Here is an 18,143-nt window from a genome sequence, read left to right on the forward strand (position 1 = left end):
CGCTGCGCGCCCCGGGCGTCAGTCCATCCAGGCCTGGTACGACATGACGTCGCCGGCCTTCACCCGGTACTCGGGCTGGTCCTGCGTGTACGTCTCCTCGATCCCCAGGACGCGCCCGTCGGCCGGGTCGAGGACGACCATGCGGCGCAGCCCGGCCGCGTCGTGGACGTAGGCCTGGCCCCGCCTGCCCAGCCGGTCGGTGACCGTACCGGCAGGCCGCAGGCCGGGGGCGGCGGCGAGGAGCTCGTCGACCGCGGCGGTGCCGGCGGGCCCCGGCGTCCAGTCCCGCAGCAGCGAGGCCAGCGCGTCCACCAGTTCCGGGGTGCCGGCGCAGGCGCAGCCGTACACCTGGGACAGGTACGCCCGCAGCTCCTCCGCGGAGTCCGGGGGCTCGGTCCCCGAGCGGCCGTACGGGGGGAGGGTGCCCGGCGGGTACGCGGCGCGGTGCAGCACCTCGCCGTCCGCGACGGTGTGCGGGGAGCCGCCGGAGTCGCTGATCACCGGCTCCCCGGGATGCCGCGGGTCGGTGGCGACGACCAGTTCGGTGCCGCTGCCGTCGGCGTTCCAGCGGGTGAGGTGCTCCTCGGGCAGGGTGACGGGCGGGCGGCCGCCCGGGCCCGCCTCCATGCCCATGCTCCACATCATCACGTGGCTCCCGCGGCGGGTGCCCGGGCCGCCGCCCCGCGCCGCCGCCTCCCTGGCCGCGCCGGCCACCTCGGTCAGCGGGACCTCCCGCGACCCGGCCAGCGGACGCAGCGCCACGGGGGCGGCGACCGCCGGGGTGGTGCCGGCCCCGGAGAGCACGACGACCAGGACGGCCACCACGGTCGCCGCCACCGCGGCCAGGCCCGTGACGAGGCCGCCCACCCGGCGGGCGGTCCGTCGGGGCGCGGGGACGGGTGCCGCTCCGGCTGCTGCTCCAGGTGCCGGTCCGGAGGCCAGCAGCCGCCGCAGCCCGAGTTCGGCCCGCGCGTCCAGGGGGCGGTCGCGCCAGCGCGGATCGCCGGCAGGCACGGGATCGGCCCGGCGCAGCAGCTCCAGCTCCGGCTCCAGCTCGGTCATGGCCCCTCCTGGGTCACGGTCATCCCCATGCGGTCGATCTGCTCGCGCAGCCTGCGGCGCGCCCGGTGCAGGCGCATGGCGGCCGCGGAGCGCCCGCAGCCCAGGGCGACCGCCAGTTCCCCGACCTCCAGCTCCTCCCAGGCGGTCAGCCGCAGCACCTCCTGGTCGGCCGCCGCGAGCCGCCCCAGTGCCTCGTGCACCCAGGCGCCGGGTGCTTCGGTGCCGGGGCTCGGCACGAGGTGCGTGCCGTGCGCCGTCTCGTGGTTCCCGATCCGGTCCAGCAGCCTGCGCCGCCGCCCCTGCCCGCGCACGCTGTTGGCCAGGCAGTTGCGGGCGACGCCGTACAGCCAGGGCAGCGCGTACGAGGGGAGCTCGGCGCGCCGCCGCCAGGCGACGGCGAAGACCTCCGCCACCACTTCCTCCACCTCGTCGTACGCCGCCCGCCCGGCCGTCCGCCGGGCGACGTAGCGGCTGACCGCCCAGTAGTGCTCGCGGTAGGCAGCGGCGAACGCCTGTGACCGCGTCTCGTCCGTGCTCATGACCGCTTGGTGTCCGCCACGGGACCGATCATCACACCCCGCCGCTGTGACGTTCCCCGCGTGACGCCGCGGGCGGGCCCGGACACCTACCGGGCATGAGGCTCACGTTCCCGCGACGCACGGCGTCCGCCGTGGCATGGCTGACCACGACCGACCACAAGGCCATCGGCACGCTCTACCTCGGTACGGCGTTCGCCTTCTTCTGCGGTGGCGGGGTGATGGCCCTGCTGATGCGCGCCGAGCTCGCCCGCCCCGGGCTGCAGGTCATGTCGAACGAGCAGTTCAACCAGCTCTTCACGATGCACGGCACGGTGATGCTGCTGATGTTCGCGACCCCGCTGTTCGCCGGTTTCGCGAACTGGATCATGCCGCTGCAGATCGGTGCCCCCGACGTCGCGTTCCCCCGGCTCAACATGCTCGCGTACTGGCTCTACCTCTTCGGCTCGCTGATCGCGGTGGGCGGTTTCCTCACCCCGCAGGGCGCGGCCGACTTCGGCTGGTTCGCCTACTCACCACTGTCGGGCGCGGCGCACTCGCCGGGCGTGGGCGGCGACCTGTGGATCATGGGGCTGGCGCTGTCCGGCTTCGGGACCATCCTCGGCGCGGTCAACCTGATCACTACGATCATCTGCATGCGTGCCCCGGGCATGACGATGTTCCGGATGCCGATCTTCACCTGGAACGTGCTGCTCACCGGTGTGCTGGTGCTGATGGCCTTCCCGGTGCTGGCCGCGGCGCTGCTCGCGCTGGAGCTGGACCGCAAGTTCGGGGCGCACATATTCGACCCGGCGAACGGCGGGGCGCTGCTGTGGCAGCACCTGTTCTGGTTCTTCGGGCACCCCGAGGTCTACATCATCGCGCTGCCCTTCTTCGGGATCGTGAGCGAGGTCATACCGGTCTTCTCGCGCAAGCCGATGTTCGGCTACACCGGCCTGATCGCGGCGACGATCTCGATCGCCGGACTGTCGGCGACGGTCTGGGCGCACCACATGTACGTCACGGGCGGCGTGCTGCTGCCCTTCTTCTCCTTCATGACGCTGCTCATCGCGGTACCGACCGGGGTGAAGGTCTTCAACTGGATCGGCACGATGTGGAAGGGCTCGCTCAGCTTCGAGACGCCGATGCTCTGGGCGACCGGCTTCCTCGTCACCTTCGTCTTCGGCGGGCTCACCGGGGTGCTCCTGGCGTCGGCGCCCCTGGACTTCCAGGTCTCCGACTCCTACTTCGTGGTGGCGCACTTCCACTACGTCGTCTTCGGCACCGTTGTCTTCGCCATGTTCTCCGGACTCCACTTCTGGTGGCCGAAGTTCACCGGCAAGATGCTCGACGAACGCCTGGGGAAGATCACCTTCTGGACGCTCTTCGCCGGTTTCCACGGCACCTTCCTCGTCCAGCACTGGCTGGGCACGCAGGGCATGCTGCGGCGCATCCCGGACTACCTGGCCGCCGACGGCTTCACCACGCTGAACACCATCTCGACGATCAGCTCCTTCCTGCTGGGCCTGTCGATCCTGCCGTTCCTCTACAACGTGTGGAAGACCGCCAAGTACGGCGAGCCGGTCGGGACGGACGACCCGTGGGGCTGGGGCCGTTCGCTGGAGTGGGCGACGAGCTGCCCGCCGCCGCGGCACAACTTCCTCACGCTCCCGCGCATCAGGTCCGAGTCGCCCGCCTTCGACCTGCGCCACGGCGCGGCAGGGGTGCCGGGGGCCGTGTCGGGAACGGTATCCAAGCTGCCGGATACGCCACTGCCGACGAGCCGGGCCGACGCCTAGCGTCGGTGCCATGACGACGTACGAGGCCGCCACCGCCACCCGTTCGCGCACCCACACCTGGGAGCCGCGCCCCGATCCCACTCCAGAACTCCTGGCGCTGACCGGGCGTGAGGTCCTGCAGGGCGCGATCGACGGCCGCTTCCCCGAGTCCTCGATCATGAGCACCCTGGGCTTCCGCTTCGTCGAGGTCGGCGACGGGCGCGCGGTCTTCGAGGGCGACCCCGGCGACCACCTGCTCAACCCGATGGGCACGGTGCACGGCGGCTTCCTCGCCACCCTGCTGGACTCGGCGCTCGGATCGGCCGTGATGAGCCACCTCCCGGCCGGATCGGCGTACATCACCGTGCAGTTGGGGGTGCACATGATCCGGCCGGTGCTCCCCGGGACGTCCACGCTGCGCTGCGAGGGCGTGGCGCTCCACGTCGGCCGGACGACGGCCACCGCCGAGGCCCGGGTGACCGGCGCGGCCGACGGGAAGCTCTACGCGCACGGCACGACGACCTGCGCGGTGCTGCGCCCCCGCTGACCGCTCAGCCGGCCGCCCGCACCGCGCCCTCGCTGACGGCCAGGGCCAGCGCCATGATGCTGAGCTGCGGGTTCACCTCGGGGCAGCTGGGCAGCGCCGAGGCGTCGGCGATCAGCACCCCGTGCACACCTCGCAGCCGGCCCGCGGGGTCGGCCGGCGCCACCTCCGGGTCCGCGCCGAGGGCGACGGTGCCCGTGGGGTGGAAGGCCGACAGGTGCAGCTGCCGTGCCGTCACCCCCTCCAGGGCCGACGCGAACTCCCGTGGCGTACGGGCCCGCGGCGCGGCGGGGACGCCGGTGAGGACCTCCTCGGCCCCGGCGGCGAAGAGCAGGTCGCCCATCGCGCGGACGGCGCGCAGCAGTCGGCGGCCGTCGCGGGGGTCGAGGTCGTAGCGGAGCAGGCCGCCCTCGCGGCCGAGGACGCGTCCGCCGGGCCGGTCCGCGATCATCGCGCCGAACGTGGCCAGCCGTCCGGAGTCCTCCAGCTCCGCGCGCAGTTCCCGGCCTACGCCCGGCAGCACGAACGAGCCCATGCCGGGCGGCGGGGCGGTCGCCTCGACGAGGATGCCGTCCTCGTGCAGCTCCTCCACGCCGACGCTCTGCAGCACCGCCGGGCCGCCGTCCGCGACCGGCTCGGCGAACCGCCCGGCGACGCTGGTGGCGGGGTGCACGGCCAGGTTGCGGCCGGTCCGGGGGTGGCCGCCGAGGCCGGAGCGGCGCAGCAGCGGGGGAGTGCGCAGGGCGCCCGCGGCCACCACGACCAGCGGGCTGAGGATCTCCAGTTCGCTGCCGTCCGCCCGCCGTACCGCCACACCGCAGGCGCGCGGGCCGCCCGGCCGGTCGGGCTCGGTGAGCACCCGCCGCACGTTGGCGCCGGTCACGATCCGGGCCCCGGCCGCGCACGCCTGCGGCAGCACCGACAGCTGGACGCTCTGCTTCGCCCCGGACGGGCAGCCCACCACGCACTGGCACGAGCCCCGGCAGCCGGGGGCGTTGCGCCGCAGGGGCGCCGCGCGCCAGCCGAGGCCGCCCGCGCCGAGCAGGGCGAGGGCGCCGTTGCGGCCCAGCACGTCCTGCGGCTGGCGGGCCACGCGCAGGGTGCGCTCCACCTCGTCCAGGTACGCGCCGAAGGCCACCGGGTCCGCGAGGTCCCCGAGCCCGTGCTCCTCGCGCCACCGGGCCAGCACACGGTCCGGAGTGCGGTAGCAGGTGCCGGAGTTGACGACCGTCGTGCCGCCGACGGCGCGCCCGGTCGGCACGACCATGGGGGGGTTGCCGAGGGCGAGGGTCGCGCCGCCGTCCCGGTACAGCTCGGCGAACCGGTCGAGCGGGGCCCGCCGTCCGAACTCCGAGGTGGTGTGCCGCCGGCCCTCCTCCAGGACGACCACCCGCAGTCCCGCCCGTGCCAGGGTGCGCGCCGCCATCGCCCCGCCGGCGCCCGAGCCGACGACGACGGCGTCCGCGCGGGAGCGGTCCGGCCACTCGCCGGCGGGCACGCAGTCCAGCGCAGGGTCCTCCGGCGCCACGGGCGCCGTGGCGCCGGGCGGCTGCGCCAGCAGCCGTTCGGTGCCGGCCGCCAGCAGCACCGGCACCTTCACCACGTCGAGCAGGGGCAGCAGCGCGGGCCGCGCGGCGAGGCCCGCCAGCACCCGTTCCCGTTCCCCCGGGCCCAGCCGGTCCAGCCGCCGCCCGGTGCGTGCCGCCGCGTAGACGTCCACCGCGGCCGCCGCGGCGCGGAAGCCGTGCCGGGTCCGCGCGGGCATCGCCGCCAGCAGGCCGTCCAGCCGGTGGGGCACGCCCGTGGTCCAGTCGCCGTCGCCCGCGTCGGCGAGCAGCGCCGCCACCAGGCCGCGGACGGCGGCGCTCACCGGTCGCCCACTTCTGCGTGGGCGGTGCCGGCGAGCGTCCACTCCGCCTCGGTGCGCCAGCCGCCGCGGCCCCTGCGCTCCAGCACGACGTGGGCGTCGGCGGTCTCGCTGTTGCGGCACACGGCGGGAGAGCCGTCGGGGTCGGCGTAGTCGAGGGCGAGGGTGCGCTCGGCCGGCTGGTCGACCCGTACGGTGATCCGGCGCCCGCCCGCGCGGCCGGTCACCGTCCAGCGCGGCAGGCCGATCTCGGCGGTGAAGCGGCCGAGGCCGGCGCGCCCCAGGGCCGGGCGCAGGCCGCCGCGCGGCCAGTCGCGGCCGTCCCTGCGCAGCCGCAGGAACACCAGCGGAGGCAGCCGGTCCAGGCCCGGGCGGGTGGAGACGGCGGCGACGACCTCCAGCACGTCCCCGTCGCCGAGGTCGGCGTGCAGCCAGGCCCAGCGCCGGGCGTTGCCATGGCCGTAGATGCGGGCCGAGGCCCCGGGCGCGGCCCGCAGGCCGAGTTCGCCCCCGCCGTGGCGGACGGTGCCCGTGTACCGGGCGCGGGGCGACGGCACGAGCTGCGCGGCGGGCAGCAGCGGATGCCGCCACGACCAGCGCGGGAAGGTGTACAGCGGCTGCTCGGCGCCGGCGTCCTCGGTGAGGTCCCAGGCGAGGTCGCCCGCCGTGCCGCGTAGCCGGCCGGGGACGGCCTCGACGCCGTCGGCCGTGAACCCCTCGGCGCCCGTCGCGGGACGCCAGGGCGACGGGCCGAAGCGGGCGTGCTCCACCGGGCCCTTGCCGTCCGGGGGGAAGACGGCGGCCCAGCCGTGGGCGAAGGCGGGGGATCCGTCGGCGGGGGCGACGAGTTCGTGGTGGAGCCACAGGCCGGTGCCCGTCGCGGGGTCGGTGGCCGTGGTGTACCAGACCTCGGTGCGGCCCGCGGCGCCGTCCCAGCGCGGTGCCCACTGCGCCCGGGGGTCGTCCCGGCGGGGGAAGCGGAAGCTCGCCAGGAACGGCACGAGCGAGGACGCCGTGCGGAAGCGCAGCGTGCCCGTGCCGGCCGGTTCCGGGACGTCCCCGGCGGTGAGGGTGAAGGGCAGCGTGGTCATCGAGGCCAGCGGCCGCCGCGGGGTGACGGACTTCCAGCCCTCCAGGAGGCAGCGCTCGCCGTCGAGTGCGAACTCCAGCCGGTAGTGGATGCGCCGCCGGGCCAGCGGCGAGACCTCCAGCGTGCCGGTGGCGGCGGCGTCGGCGCGGCCCGCGATGCGCAGCCGACCGGTGGCGCGGGCCACGGTCGTACGGTGCGGCAGCAAGAGGTCGTCGCTGCGCGCCGTCAGCTCCAGCCGTACCGGCCGCTCCCGGTCCTCGCCGCGCAGCCGTACGGTCCCCGTCATGGTCTCGGCGAAGACCGTCCCCCGTCCCGCGCTCACCGGGACTTCAGCCCCTCGCGCATGATCTCCTCGGTCGCCGTCAGATACGCCTCCGCCGCCGCGCGGGCGGCTGCACCGTCCCCCTCCTCCACCGCGGCGACCACCGGCGCCAGCCGTCCGTACGCCTCCTCCGCGTCCTGGAAGGGGCCGGCGAGGTGACGGCGCATCGGCAGGTAGGCGTTGAACAGGGTGTTGGTGAGGAGCACGTAGACGCGGTTGCCGGTGGCGCGGGCCAGCGCCCGGTGCACCTCGGCGTCCGCCAGTTGCACCGCGTCCGGGTCCCCGGCCGTGCGCACGGCCTCCACCCGGTCCCGCAGCCGGGTCCGTGCGGCGCCGCTCGCCCGGGTCGCCGCCGCGCCGGCGATCAGGGCGCCCACCCCGCGCCGCACCTCGAAGATCTCGGAGAGCCAGCGCGCGTCGTGCCGGACGAGCATGGGCAGCAGGTCGGCGCCGCCGAGGCGTTCGTAGTCCCGGACCCTGGTACCGACGCCGTGCCGCGTCTCCAGCAGTCCGGCCTGGACCAGCCGCCCGAAGGCGTGCTTGAGGGTGGTGCGGGTGACGCCGTACCCCTCGGCCAGCGTGCGCTCGGGCGGCAGCAGGGTCCCCGCGGGACGGCGGCCGGTGAGGATCTCCTCGCGGATCCGGTCCTCCAGGACGTCCACGATCGACGTGCGCGGCAGCGCTTCCATCACACCTCCATGGGTCAGTGGATGAGCCACTCAACCAATGACCCGACGCACCGTCAAGACCCGCCCCCCCAACGGACGTCACCCGCTCGGCCGCGCGCCGCCCGCCGCCCGGTCGCCGCACCGCGGCCGGCGGCTTACGTTCGCGATGGCGTGCCCCCGCCCCGCCCCGTCCCCACGGCCGAAAGGCACTGACATGACGCACCCGTGCGCCCGTCCGCCCAGGCTCCGCGGCACCGTGCGCAAGGCGGTCGCCGCGGTCCTGGCCGCCGCCGCGCTCCCCACGGCCCTGGCGTGCGGCGGGCCCGCGGACACCACCCGCTCCCCCGAGGCCACCCGGACGGCGAGGTCGGCTCCGGCCTCGCCGCTCGCGCGGGCCGAGGAGGAGGACCGCACGGCGGGCCCGGCCTCCGCCTCCCCGGCGTCCGCGTCCCCCGCGCAGGCCTCCCCCAGCGGGTCACCGGGCGCCGGCGGGAACTTCCCGGCGCTCTCCGGCGACGTCGTCGAGAAGCTCGACGGCGCGATGGCGGACACCCTGAAGAGGACCGGTGTGCCCGGCGCGATCGTGGGGCTGTGGGCCCCAGGCAAGGGTTCCTACGTACGCGCCCTCGGCGTGGCGGACACGAAGTCGAAGGCGCGCATGTCGCCCGACCTCAACATGCGGATCGGCAGCGAGACCAAGACCTTCACCGTGACGGCGCTGCTGACCCTCGTCGACCGGAAGAAGGCCGGACTCGACGACCCCGTCTCGCGGTACGTGGACGGCGTGCCCGGCGGCGACGCCATCACCTTGCGGCAGCTCGCCGAGATGCGCAGCGGGCTCTACAACTACACCGACGACCCGAACTTCCAGAAGGCCCTCAAGGCCGACCCCAACCGGGGGTTCGTCCCCGCCGAGCTGCTCGCCTACGCCTTCCAGCACCCCTCGCAGGCCACCCCGGGCTCCCGCTTCCAGTACTCCAACACCAACACCGTCCTGCTGGGCCTGGTGATCGAGAAGGCGAGCGGCATGCCGTTCGGCGACTACCTGCGGCGCGACGTGCTCGATCCGGCCAAGCTGAAGCACACCGTCTTCCCCGCGGGGCGCGCCTTCCCGAACCCGCACGCCCGCGGCTACACCCGGCAGACCAAGGACGGGAAGGAAGGCGACGCCACCAACTGGGACCCCTCCTGGGCCTGGGCCGCCGGCGCGATGATCTCCGACCAGCAGGACCTGCGGGCCTGGGCCCGCATCGTCGCCGACGGCACCCTGCTCAGCAAGGCCACCCAGGCGCAGCGCACGACCTTCCTCCCCACCTCGTACCCGGGCATCGGCTACGGCCTCGGCCTCTTCGACAACCACGGCTGGATCGGGCACAACGGATCGCTGCCCGGCTACCAGAGCACCGCCGTGTACCTGCCCGACGCCAAGGCGACCATGGTCGTGCTGCTCAACACCGACACCGCCGTGGGCGGCAACGAGCCCAGCAGCCTCTTCGCCGAGGCGATGACCAAGATCGTCACCCCGGGCCACGTCTACGCCTTCCCGCCCACCAACGGCACCGGCACCAGCCCGAGCAGCAGCTGAGCGCGGGCTGCCCCGCTCGCGCGGGAAGGGGTCAGCCGACCAGGAACGGCGGCCTGCGGTCCCGCCAGGGGACGGCCTGCTCCAACTGCGCGGCCACGCCCAGCAACAGGTCCTCCCGGCCCTGGGCGGCGACGAGCTGCACCCCGACCGGCAGCCCCTCGCGGCTCTGGCCGAGCGGCAGGCTCACCGCCGGATGCCCCGAGACGTTGAAGGCCGCCGTGAACGGCCCGTACGCGAACAGCTCCCGCAGCCAGGAGCGCACCGTGTGCCGGGGGTCGTCGTGGCCGAGGGTGCCGTGCGGCGCGGGGAGCGCGCCGAGCGTCGGCGTGACGAGCAGGTCGTACGCGGTGAAGAAGCGGCCCGCCGCGCGGGTCACGCGGTGCTGCGCGTCGACCGCCGCCATCAGCCCGAGCGCCGTGCACGCCTCGGTCTCGGCGAGCACCGCTCGCGACACCGCCTCCAGCAGTGAGCGGTCCAGGCGCGGCGCCGCCCGCAGCAGCGCGCCGCCACTGGCGAACGCGCCCAGCGCGGTGGCCTCCACGAGGTCGTCCGCGTCCAGGCGCGGTGTGTCCTCGGCGACGCGGTGCCCGATCCACTCCAGCACCTTGCCCGCGTCGACGGTGACGGCGGCGACCTGCGGATCCACGGGCGTGCCCGTCCAGGCGGCGGTGGTCAGGGCGATCCGCAGCCGCCCCGGGTCGGAGCGCACCGCCCGCGCGTACGGCGACGGGGGCGCGGGGAGGGGGTACTTGTCGCCGTACGAGGGCCCGCCCACGGCGTCGAGCAGCGCCGCGGCGTCCCGTACCGTCCTGGTCACGGCGAACTCCACCTGGAGCCCGAACGCCGCCTCACCCGCGAGCGGCCCGCACGGGGTGCGCCCCCGGCTCGGCTTGAGCCCGACCAGCCCGCAGCAGGACGCCGGGATGCGGATCGAACCGCCCGCGTCGTTGGCGTGCGCCACCGGCACCGCCCCCGCGGCGACCAGCGCGGCCGACCCGCCGCTCGACCCGCCCACCCCGCGCCCCGGGTCCCAGGGGTTGCGCGTCGGCCCGTAGCGCACCGGCTCGGTGGCGAAGCTCAGGCCGAACTCCGGCGCGGTGCTCTGGCCGAGCGCCACCAGGCCCGCCCCGCGGAAGCGGGTCATCAGATCGTGGTCGGCATCCGCCACGGCACCCCGCAGGGCCCGGCTGCCGAGGGTGAACGGCACGCCCCGCACGAAGGGCCCACCGTCCTTGATCACGAAGGGCACACCGCCGAACGGCCCGTCCGCCCGGTGCGCGGGCGCAGGGTCGAACAGCGGCAGCGTCAGCGCGTTGAGCTCCGCATCCGCCGCCTCCAGGGCCCTGCGCGCGACGGCTTCGACCTCGCCCGCGCTCACCTCGCCGGCGCGGATCAGCTCCCGCAACCCCGTCGCGTCCCGCTCCGCGTACTCGTGCAGCTCCAGTGCTCCGCCCTCCCGTGCCCCGTCCCCGCGGCCAGCCTGGCACGCGCCGCCCCGCCGCCACCACGGGGTTTGCGCGGGCGGGCGGCGCTCGAGCGGACGGGGCGCGCGTCGCGGGGGCGTGGGGGTCAGACGACCTTCCGGCGGACCAGCGCACCCAGGACCAGCGCGCCGGGGACGAGGGGGAGCCACACCGTGACGATGCGGTAGCCGAGCACGGCCGAGGTGGCCGCGGCGAGGGAGGCGCCCGTGGCGACGAGGGTCACCACGAGGGCCGCGTCGACGGAGCCGACGCCGCCGGGGGTGGGCAGCGCCGCCGCCGCGACGCTGGCCACGAGGTAGGCGACGGCGACGTGGGCGAAGGGCACCGGGACGCCCAGGGCCATCGTGACCGCGACGAGGCCGGCGGCCTGCAGGGCGGGGAAGGCGAGCGAGCCGCCCCACAACGCGAGGGCCCGCGACGGCCGGGCGTGCAGCGTCCGCGCATCGGTGAACGCCGTGGCCAGGAACGTGACCACCACCCGCCGCAGCCCCGGTACGGCGACCAGCACGACCGCCGCGACCGCGCAGACCCCGGCGGCCGCCCCCGCCGCCGGGCCGACGGGTACGGAGATGCCGTCGGGCAGCAGTCCGTCGAGCCGCAGCGCGTGCGGGAACGCGGCGAGCAGCACGGCCAGCAGCGTCGCGCGGCCCACGCACTCGGCCAGGAAGTACAGCGCGATGGCTGCCGCAGACCGGGCGGGTGGCAGCCCGCACGCCCGCATGAAGCGCAGGTTGACCGCGCTCGCCCCGATGCCCGCGGGCAGCAGGTGGTTCGCGGCGCCCGCGGCGAACTGCGTCGCCAGCAGCCGTCCCGCCGGCAGCCGTTCCAGGACGGTGCCCTGCCGCATGAACGACACCGCCACCCAGGCCAGCCCGGTCGCCGCCACGGCGGCCAGCAGCCAGCCCCGGTTGGCGTCGAGCAGCCCGCGGCCCCCGTCGGCGATCAGCTGCCAGTGCCGGGCCACCCACCACCCGACCAGCACGATCGGGGCCAGGCAGGCGATCCGGCGCAGCGTCGCGCCGCTCAGGAGGTGTGGAGTCGTCGTGGTGGTGATGCCCATGGTCCGCTCGCCCCCGCGCGTCGCGCGCCTGTCCGCAGGTGTTGTCGCCAGGTGTTGTCGCCCCTTCATGCCCGGTCCGCGCGACCTGCGGGTGTCCTGCGGCTGACGTCCGTCCCGTCCCCGGATGGCGGAACGGCGCCGGGCCGGGCGCGGGCCGGGTGCGGGCCGGGCGCGGCGAGGCAGGGGTCAGCCGCGGAAGGCCCGCCGGTACGCGTGCGGGCTGGTGCCGACGACCCGCTTGAAGCGCTCGCGGAAGGCGGTGGGGGAGCCGAACCCGGCCTGGACGGCGATCCGGTCCACCGAGTGGTCCGTGGTCTCCAGCAGGTACTGGGCCCGGCGGACACGGGCCCGGTGCAGCCACTGCAGCGGGGTGGTGCCGGTCTGCTCGCGGAAGCGGCGGTTGAGGGTGCGGGTGCTCGTCCCGGCGTGCGCGGCGATGTCCTCCAGCGCCAGTTCGCGGTCCGCGTTCTCCTCCAGCCAGCGCAGCAGCGGCTCCATGGTGGTCCCGGCCGGCGCCGGGGGCTGCTCGTGGACGATGAACTGGGCCTGGCCGCCCTCGCGTTCCAGCGGCATGACGGACAGCCGGGCGGCGTCGGCGGCCACGGCGGAACCGTGGTCCTTGCGGATCATGTGCAGGCACAGGTCGAGCGCGGCGGCGGCGCCCGCGGAGGTGAGGAACTGGCCGTTGTCGACGTAGAGCACGTCCGGGTCGACGGTCACCTCCGGGTGGAGCTCCGCCAGCCGCCGCGCGCCCACCCAGTGCGTGGTGATCCGCAGGCCGTCCACCAGCCCGGTGGCGGCGAGCACGAAGGCCCCGGCACAGACCGAGGCGATCCGGGTGCCGTTCGCGGCGGCCGCCCGCAGCGCCCGCAGCACCTCCCCGGGCACCGGCACCGAGGGGTCGGCCGTGCCCGGCAGGACGATCGTGTCGGCCTCGGCCAGCGCCTCCAGTCCGTACGGGGCGCGCAGTACGAAGGGCCCGGCGTCGACCTCGGGCGAGGGGGCGCAGATCCGCACCCGGTAGGCGGGGCGGCCGTCGGGCAGGCGGGTGCGGGAGAACACCTCGATCGGGGCCGCCAGGTCGAAGGGGATGACCTGGTCGAGGGCGAGGACGACCACCGTGTGCATGGCTCCATGGTAGAGAGGCGACGAATTCCCGCCAAGCCTGTGAGCTGGGTGGCATCCCGCACGTGCTGATGACAGGGCTGGCGGGAATCCGTTGGGAAGTGGCAATCCCGCCACTTCTGGCGATGCGGCTCCGGGCCTAGCGTCGGGAGCGTCCCGCACCGCTCCCGGAAGGCCCCAGATGCTCGCTCAGTTCGTGTTGTACGACGGGTTCGACCCCCTGGACGTCATCGCTCCCCTGGAGGTGCTGACCGCCGGCGGCATCCGCGCCGGGCTCGTGTCGGCGGAGGGGGCCCGCGAGGTGCCCGCGGGCCTGGGGCTGCCGTCGCTGCGGGCGGCCGCCGCGTTCGACCCGGGCCGCGGCGGCCTGGTGGTCGTACCGGGAGCGGCGGGCCGGATCCCCGCGGCGGACGGCGACGGCGAGGACGGCGACGGCGAGGACGGCGACACGGTCCCGGCCGTCCTCGCCCGGGCGCTGCGGACCGGGCTGCCGCCCTTGCTGCGCACCGCCCTGGAGCGGCCGGACGTCACCGTGGCCACGGTGTGCGGCGGTTCGCTCCTGCTCGCCATGGCGGGCCTGATCGGCGGGCGCCCTGTGACGGGCCACCACCTCGGGACGGCCGGTCTCCGGGCGGCGGGCGCCACCGTCGTGGACGCCCGGGTGGTCGACGACGGGGACCTGGTGAGCTCGGCCGGCGTCACCTCCGGGCTCGACCTCGCCCTCCACCTGCTGGAGCGCGAAAGCGGCCCGCGCGTGGCCCACTTCGTGGAACGGCTGCTCGCCCACGAACGCCGGGGCGTGGTGTGGCGCGCCGAGGGCCCCGTCCTCGCCGGCCCGGCCGGCGCGTGAGGAGGGGGAAGCGCACATGACCAAGTTCCTTCTCGCCGTCCACGTCCTGGCCGCGATCGTCGCCGTCGGACCCGTCACGGTCGCCGCCAGCATGTTTCCCCCCGCCGTCCGCCGCGCCCCCGACACGGCGGGACTGCTGCACCGGATCTGCCGCGTGTACGCCGCCGTCGGCGTGGTCGTCCCGGTCTTCGGCCTCGCCACCGCGTCGAGCATGGGGGTGCTCGGGGACGTGTGGCTGATCGTCTCGATCGTCCTGACCGCGCTGGCCGCCGCCCTTCTCGCCGGGGTCGTCCTGCCGCGGCAGCGCGCCGTCCTGGCCGGGCTCGCGGACGGGACGGCGTCCGCTCGCACGGCCGCCCGACTGGGCATGGCCACGGGGATGTTCAACCTGCTGTGGGCGACCGTCACCGTGCTGATGATCGTCCGCCCCGGCTCCTCGACGGGAGCGTGACCGTGGCCTCCTCCCCGACCGGTTCCCCGGCCGCGCCCGCAAGGACCGCGCCGCGCCCGCTGCGTGCGGCCGCCGCCGTCGAACTGCTCTCCCTCGTCGTGCTGCTGGTCAACCTCGCCACAGCGCACTGGAGGCCCGTCTCGTCCCTGATGGGCCCCGTCCACGGCTGCGCCTACCTCCTCACCGTCCTCACCGCCGTGCGCGCCGAGGGCTCGACGACGGCGGTGCGGCTCCTCGCCGTGGTCCCCGGCGTCGGGGGCCTGCTGGCGCTCCGGCGGCTCGTCGCCCCCTGACGGCCGATCACCACCGGGCCGCGGTGCGGGGGTTTGCGCCCCGCCGCCTCGGGCAGGCGCTCCCCGTGCTTCGGAAGGGAGGCACGCACGCGCGGGGCGCCCCGGCCGGGCCCCGGAGCGCCGAGCGTGTCCTCCCGTACGGCACGCCCTGCGCGGCGCGGCTCCCGGACCCCCGCAGGAAGGCGCAGGACCAGCCATGGCCGCCCGACAGCCCCGTACCAGGCATCCGCACCCGCACCCGGGTGCCCGCCCGCGTCCGCATGACGACACCCCGGACACCGCGGAGGCGTTGCGGCGGATCGCGGCGCTCCCGGACGGCCCGGAGAAGGACGCGCTGCGCGAGCAGGTCGTGATCGCCTGGATGCCGATGTCGGATCGGCTCGCACGCCGCTTCCGGCACCGCGGCGAGTCCACCGAGGACCTCCGGCAGGTCGCCGCGCTCGGCCTGGTGAAGGCGGTGCAGCGCTACGACCCCGCACGCGGCAGCGCCTTCGAGAGCTTCGCCGTCCCCACCATCGTCGGTGAGGTGAAACGTCATTTCCGCGACCACCTGTGGGGCGTCCACGTCCCCCGCAGGGTCCAGGAGCTCCGGAGCCGGGTCCGTACCGTCCACCACGAACTCGTCGGGACGAAGGGGCGCACCCCGACCGTCGCCGAGATCGCCGCGCACGCCCGCATGAGCGAGCAGGACGTGCTGGTCGCCATGGAGGCCCTCGACAGCTTCGTCCCCGCCTCCTTGGACTCCGCCACCCCCGGCACGGAGGGCCGCACCTTCCTCGACACCCTGGGCGCCGAGGACCCGTGCCTGGACTCCGTCGTGGACCGCGTGGCCGTCGCGCCGCGGCTGCGCGAACTCCCGCCGCGCGAGAGGAAGATCCTCTACCTGCGGTTCTTCCGCGACATGACGCAGACCCAGATCGCCGACCAGTTGGGTCTGTCCCAGATGCACGTCTCCCGGCTGATCAGCCGCACCTGCCGCCGCCTCCGCGAGGAGGTCGAGGCGGCAGAGGACCACAGCGGGAACAGCGGGAACACCCGGGCGGCCGGCGAGGCCTGACGCGGAACGCCCGGTCAGCCGGACGGACGCATGGCCCGTCCGAGGGCGTGCCGGACGTCCGCCGGCAGGGGCCGGCCCCCCGCGCTCGCCACGAGCGCGGCGGCGACGTCGCGGAGCTTGACGTTGCCGTACTGGGAGGCCCGGACGAGGACCGCCCAGGCCACGTCGCCGGGGCAGGGCGTCAGCGCCATCACCATTCCGACGGCCTGGTCGATGACCGACCGGCTGCCCAGGGCGCGACGCAGTTGCTCGTTCTCCGCGCGCAGCCGCCCGATCTCGCTCTCCGCGTCGTCCTCGGGACCGGCCGGCAGGGGGACCATCGTCAGCACCTCCTGAGGTCCGGATGCCCCGAATGTACGATCCCATACGGGTACGGGAGGTGATGACCCGGCAGCCCGGGCTCAGGCGCGCAGCGCGATCCCGGACGAGGGCGCGACGAGGGTGCCCATGTTGCGCTCCCTCATCCGCAGCGCGGCGTCCGCCAGGTCCCGGTGGATGTGTGCGACCGCGTCCGGCGCCACCGCGGTGGGCACGCGGCGGATGTGCGCGTCCAGCGCGGAGTAGAGCACGCACTGTTCGGTCACCTGTCCGCACAGCACCAGGCGGCCCACGCCAGGGCGATGTCGAGGATCTCGTCGTGGTGCGAACGCCAGCGGCCGAAGTTGTCGTTGACGTAGATGACGTCCACGCCCTCCTCCCGGGCCCGCGAGATCAGCCGCCGCACCCCGGGCAACGCCTCGCGCACCGCTGGGAGCAGCAGTTCGGCGTCCTCGTGCTCATAGGTGTTGATCACGGAGCGCGGTCGCGTCGCCGGTGTCGTGCATGCCTGGGCGTCCTCGGGTGCGGGAGGGGGCGCCGGGCAGCGTACGCCCGTTCCCGCCCCCGCCGTGGAGCCCGCGCCGGGCGCGGCGCCCAGGTCAGGCGGGCGGTGGGGCCCGTCGGCGGGCGGCGTCCGGGGACCGTTGGGCCGCACGGGCGGCACGGCACGGCGCGCGCGGCGTCGCGGGCCCGGGGGCCGGGGCCCGGCTGGTAGCTTCGCCAGCCTCGCGGGTCCGCCGAGTGCCGGCTCCCGCGCGCCATTCTTCTCGGGGACGGAGACCTGTGTGACGGGACCGGTGGACGACCAGGACAACGAGCACGGGACCGCGGTCACCCTCGACCGCCGGGGCTTCGTCAAGTCGGCCGCGGCGGCCGCCGTCAGCCCCGCCGTCCTCGGCACCGCCGCCCACGCGGCCCCGCTCGCACCGTCGCTGCCGGCGGCGGCGGTCCCGGCCGCGGCCGCCGCGGCACCGATGGCCGCTCCCGGCGTCGCGGCGACCGCCGCCCACGGCATGGTCGCCCGTCTGCTGGCCGTCCCCGCGCCGTCCCGCCGTGACGACTGGCTGCGGCAGGCCCTGCAGGTGGCCGTGGAGCTGGAACTCGCCACCATCCCGCCCTACCTGTGCGCCTGGTGGTCGGTGCGGGACCGGTCCGACACGGTCGCCAACCTGATCCGCGGCATCGTCACCGACGAGATGTTCCACATGGGGCTGGCCTGCAACATGCTCGTCGCCGTGGGCGGGCGGCCGCGGATCGCCTCCGTCACCCCCGAGTACCCCGCGCCCCTGCCCGGCGGCGTGCGCAGCAACCTGACGGTGTACCTCTCCGGGCTCACCCGCGCGTACGTGCGGGACGTCCTCATGGCCATCGAGACCCCGGAGTCCCCGCTGCCCGAGCCGTCCGCCGGGCCGCCGACCATCGGCGACTTCTACGACGGTCTCGTCACCGCCTTCCTCGACCACCGCCCCGAGCTCAGCGTCCGCGGTCAGATGGGCCAGCGCATCGGCCCCGACGAACTGCGTCCGATGCGGAACCTGGACGACGTCGTCGCCGCCGTGGAGATCATCAAGGAGCAGGGCGAGGGCAGCTCGGCCTCCCCCGAGGCGCCGTCCGGCGAGGCCACCGGGGGCCACCGCGACGTGGCGCACTACTACGCCTTCGCCGAGATCTACCACGGCCGCACCCTGGAGGAGGCCGACGGCGTGTGGGCGTTCAGCGGGCCGCCCGTCCCCTTCCCGGACGTCCACCCCATGGGCGTGGTCCCCCGGGGCGGCTGGCCCCACCCGCCGCGCGAGGCCGCGACGCTGCTGCGCCGCTTCGACAGCGCCTACGGCGAACTGCTGCGTGACCTGGAGGCCGCCTGGCAGTCCGCGGACCACGGCGCGCTCAACCGCGCGATCAAGACGATGGAGCAGCTGGAGGAGCCCGCCCTGGCCCTCATGGAGATCCCGCTCGGCGACGGGCGCCACACCTACGGCCCCCAGTTCCGCCCGGTCGCTCCGGATGCGGGGCAGCCCCCGTCCGCGGGCAGCGGGTCCCGCGGACGCCGGGCGTGAGCGCGGCGGCGGCGCCT

At 75.6% G+C, this 18,143-nt stretch carries 17 protein-coding genes and 1 pseudogene; 8 read left to right on the plus strand and 10 right to left on the minus strand.

What is annotated here, in order from left to right; genetic code table 11:
- Positions 1-18: 18 nt before the first annotated feature.
- Complete coding sequence (locus tag ABZ312_RS01100; protein ID WP_500436087.1) at positions 19-1,062, minus strand: CU044_5270 family protein; 1,044 nt, start codon at positions 1,060-1,062, stop codon at positions 19-21.
- On the minus strand, positions 1,059-1,601 hold the full coding sequence (locus ABZ312_RS01105) for a sigma-70 family RNA polymerase sigma factor (RefSeq protein WP_500436089.1): 543 nt from the start codon (positions 1,599-1,601) through the stop codon (positions 1,059-1,061). Before ABZ312_RS01105 ends, ABZ312_RS01100 begins: the two co-directional genes overlap by 4 nt.
- A gap of 95 nt (positions 1,602-1,696) precedes the next feature.
- Here ABZ312_RS01105 and ctaD point away from each other — a divergent pair, with 95 nt between their 5' ends.
- On the plus strand, positions 1,697-3,376 hold the full coding sequence (gene ctaD / locus ABZ312_RS01110; protein ID WP_500331906.1) for an aa3-type cytochrome oxidase subunit I: 1,680 nt from the start codon (positions 1,697-1,699) through the stop codon (positions 3,374-3,376).
- A gap of 10 nt (positions 3,377-3,386) precedes the next feature.
- The gene (locus tag ABZ312_RS01115; protein WP_500436091.1) at positions 3,387-3,902 is read left to right on the plus strand and encodes a PaaI family thioesterase; all 516 of its coding nucleotides are present in this window, start codon (positions 3,387-3,389) and stop codon (positions 3,900-3,902) included.
- Between the two features lie 4 nt (positions 3,903-3,906).
- Here the strand turns inward: ABZ312_RS01115 and ABZ312_RS01120 are convergent, their stop codons facing one another.
- Genes ABZ312_RS01120 through ABZ312_RS01130 form a run of 3 tightly spaced genes read right to left on the minus strand, consistent with a single transcriptional unit; the run spans position 3,907 to position 7,867 of the window.
- Entirely contained in the window at positions 3,907-5,769 is a 1,863-nt protein-coding gene (locus ABZ312_RS01120; protein ID WP_500331902.1) for a GMC family oxidoreductase, read from the minus strand.
- The gene (locus ABZ312_RS01125) at positions 5,766-7,178 is read right to left on the minus strand and encodes a tocopherol cyclase family protein (protein WP_500436093.1); all 1,413 of its coding nucleotides are present in this window, start codon (positions 7,176-7,178) and stop codon (positions 5,766-5,768) included. Before ABZ312_RS01125 ends, ABZ312_RS01120 begins: the two co-directional genes overlap by 4 nt.
- Positions 7,175-7,867: a FadR/GntR family transcriptional regulator gene (locus ABZ312_RS01130; RefSeq protein ID WP_500331899.1), complete on the minus strand. Its 693-nt coding sequence runs from the start codon at positions 7,865-7,867 to the stop codon at positions 7,175-7,177. The genes ABZ312_RS01125 and ABZ312_RS01130 overlap by 4 nt, the downstream gene beginning before the upstream one ends.
- Positions 7,868-8,060: 193 nt before the next feature.
- On the opposite strand from ABZ312_RS01130, the gene ABZ312_RS01135 reads away from it, so the two are divergent.
- Positions 8,061-9,431 carry a serine hydrolase domain-containing protein gene (locus ABZ312_RS01135; protein WP_500331897.1) on the plus strand — a complete coding sequence of 457 codons (1,371 nt, stop codon included), beginning with the start codon at positions 8,061-8,063 and terminating at the stop codon, positions 9,429-9,431.
- Between the two features lie 31 nt (positions 9,432-9,462).
- On the opposite strand, the gene ABZ312_RS01140 is transcribed toward ABZ312_RS01135, so the two are convergent.
- From ABZ312_RS01140 to ABZ312_RS01150, 3 genes are all read right to left on the minus strand, one after another.
- Positions 9,463-10,836: an amidase gene (locus ABZ312_RS01140; protein WP_500331895.1), complete on the minus strand. Its 1,374-nt coding sequence runs from the start codon at positions 10,834-10,836 to the stop codon at positions 9,463-9,465.
- A gap of 164 nt (positions 10,837-11,000) precedes the next feature.
- A complete protein-coding gene (locus ABZ312_RS01145; protein ID WP_500331893.1) occupies positions 11,001-11,975 on the minus strand; it encodes a lysylphosphatidylglycerol synthase transmembrane domain-containing protein in 975 nt (324 codons plus the stop codon).
- A 186-nt stretch (positions 11,976-12,161) separates the two neighbouring features.
- Positions 12,162-13,103 carry a GlxA family transcriptional regulator gene (locus ABZ312_RS01150; RefSeq protein WP_500331891.1) on the minus strand — a complete coding sequence of 314 codons (942 nt, stop codon included), beginning with the start codon at positions 13,101-13,103 and terminating at the stop codon, positions 12,162-12,164.
- A gap of 178 nt (positions 13,104-13,281) precedes the next feature.
- On the opposite strand from ABZ312_RS01150, the gene ABZ312_RS01155 reads away from it, so the two are divergent.
- The 4 genes from ABZ312_RS01155 to ABZ312_RS01170 all read left to right on the plus strand — a co-directional run bounded on the left by ABZ312_RS01155 (position 13,282) and on the right by ABZ312_RS01170 (position 15,751).
- Positions 13,282-13,950, plus strand: coding sequence for a DJ-1/PfpI family protein (locus ABZ312_RS01155; RefSeq protein WP_500331889.1), 669 nt, complete (start codon positions 13,282-13,284; stop codon positions 13,948-13,950).
- A 16-nt stretch (positions 13,951-13,966) separates the two neighbouring features.
- Complete coding sequence (locus tag ABZ312_RS01160) at positions 13,967-14,401, plus strand: hypothetical protein (protein ID WP_500331887.1); 435 nt, start codon at positions 13,967-13,969, stop codon at positions 14,399-14,401.
- A 2-nt stretch (positions 14,402-14,403) separates the two neighbouring features.
- Positions 14,404-14,694 (plus strand): DUF3817 domain-containing protein, encoded by a 291-nt coding sequence (locus ABZ312_RS01165; RefSeq protein ID WP_500331885.1) that lies wholly within the window; start codon positions 14,404-14,406, stop codon positions 14,692-14,694.
- Between the two features lie 196 nt (positions 14,695-14,890).
- Entirely contained in the window at positions 14,891-15,751 is an 861-nt protein-coding gene (locus tag ABZ312_RS01170) for a SigB/SigF/SigG family RNA polymerase sigma factor (RefSeq protein WP_500331883.1), read from the plus strand.
- Between the two features lie 14 nt (positions 15,752-15,765).
- Here ABZ312_RS01170 and ABZ312_RS01175 read toward each other — a convergent pair whose 3' ends face one another.
- Together ABZ312_RS01175 and ABZ312_RS01180 are read right to left on the minus strand one after the other, a co-directional pair.
- Entirely contained in the window at positions 15,766-16,071 is a 306-nt protein-coding gene (locus tag ABZ312_RS01175) for an ANTAR domain-containing protein (RefSeq protein WP_500359594.1), read from the minus strand.
- Positions 16,072-16,152: 81 nt separating this feature from the next.
- Positions 16,153-16,544, minus strand: a pseudogene (locus ABZ312_RS01180) (cysteine hydrolase family protein).
- Between the two features lie 310 nt (positions 16,545-16,854).
- Between ABZ312_RS01180 and ABZ312_RS01185 the strand changes: the two are divergent.
- Positions 16,855-18,126 carry a ferritin-like domain-containing protein gene (locus tag ABZ312_RS01185; RefSeq protein WP_500436095.1) on the plus strand — a complete coding sequence of 424 codons (1,272 nt, stop codon included), beginning with the start codon at positions 16,855-16,857 and terminating at the stop codon, positions 18,124-18,126.
- Positions 18,127-18,143 lie beyond the last annotated feature (17 nt).

This window comes from Streptomyces sp. NPDC006207 (genome assembly GCF_040613835.1).
Classification (GTDB): Bacteria; Actinomycetota; Actinomycetes; order Streptomycetales; family Streptomycetaceae; genus Actinacidiphila.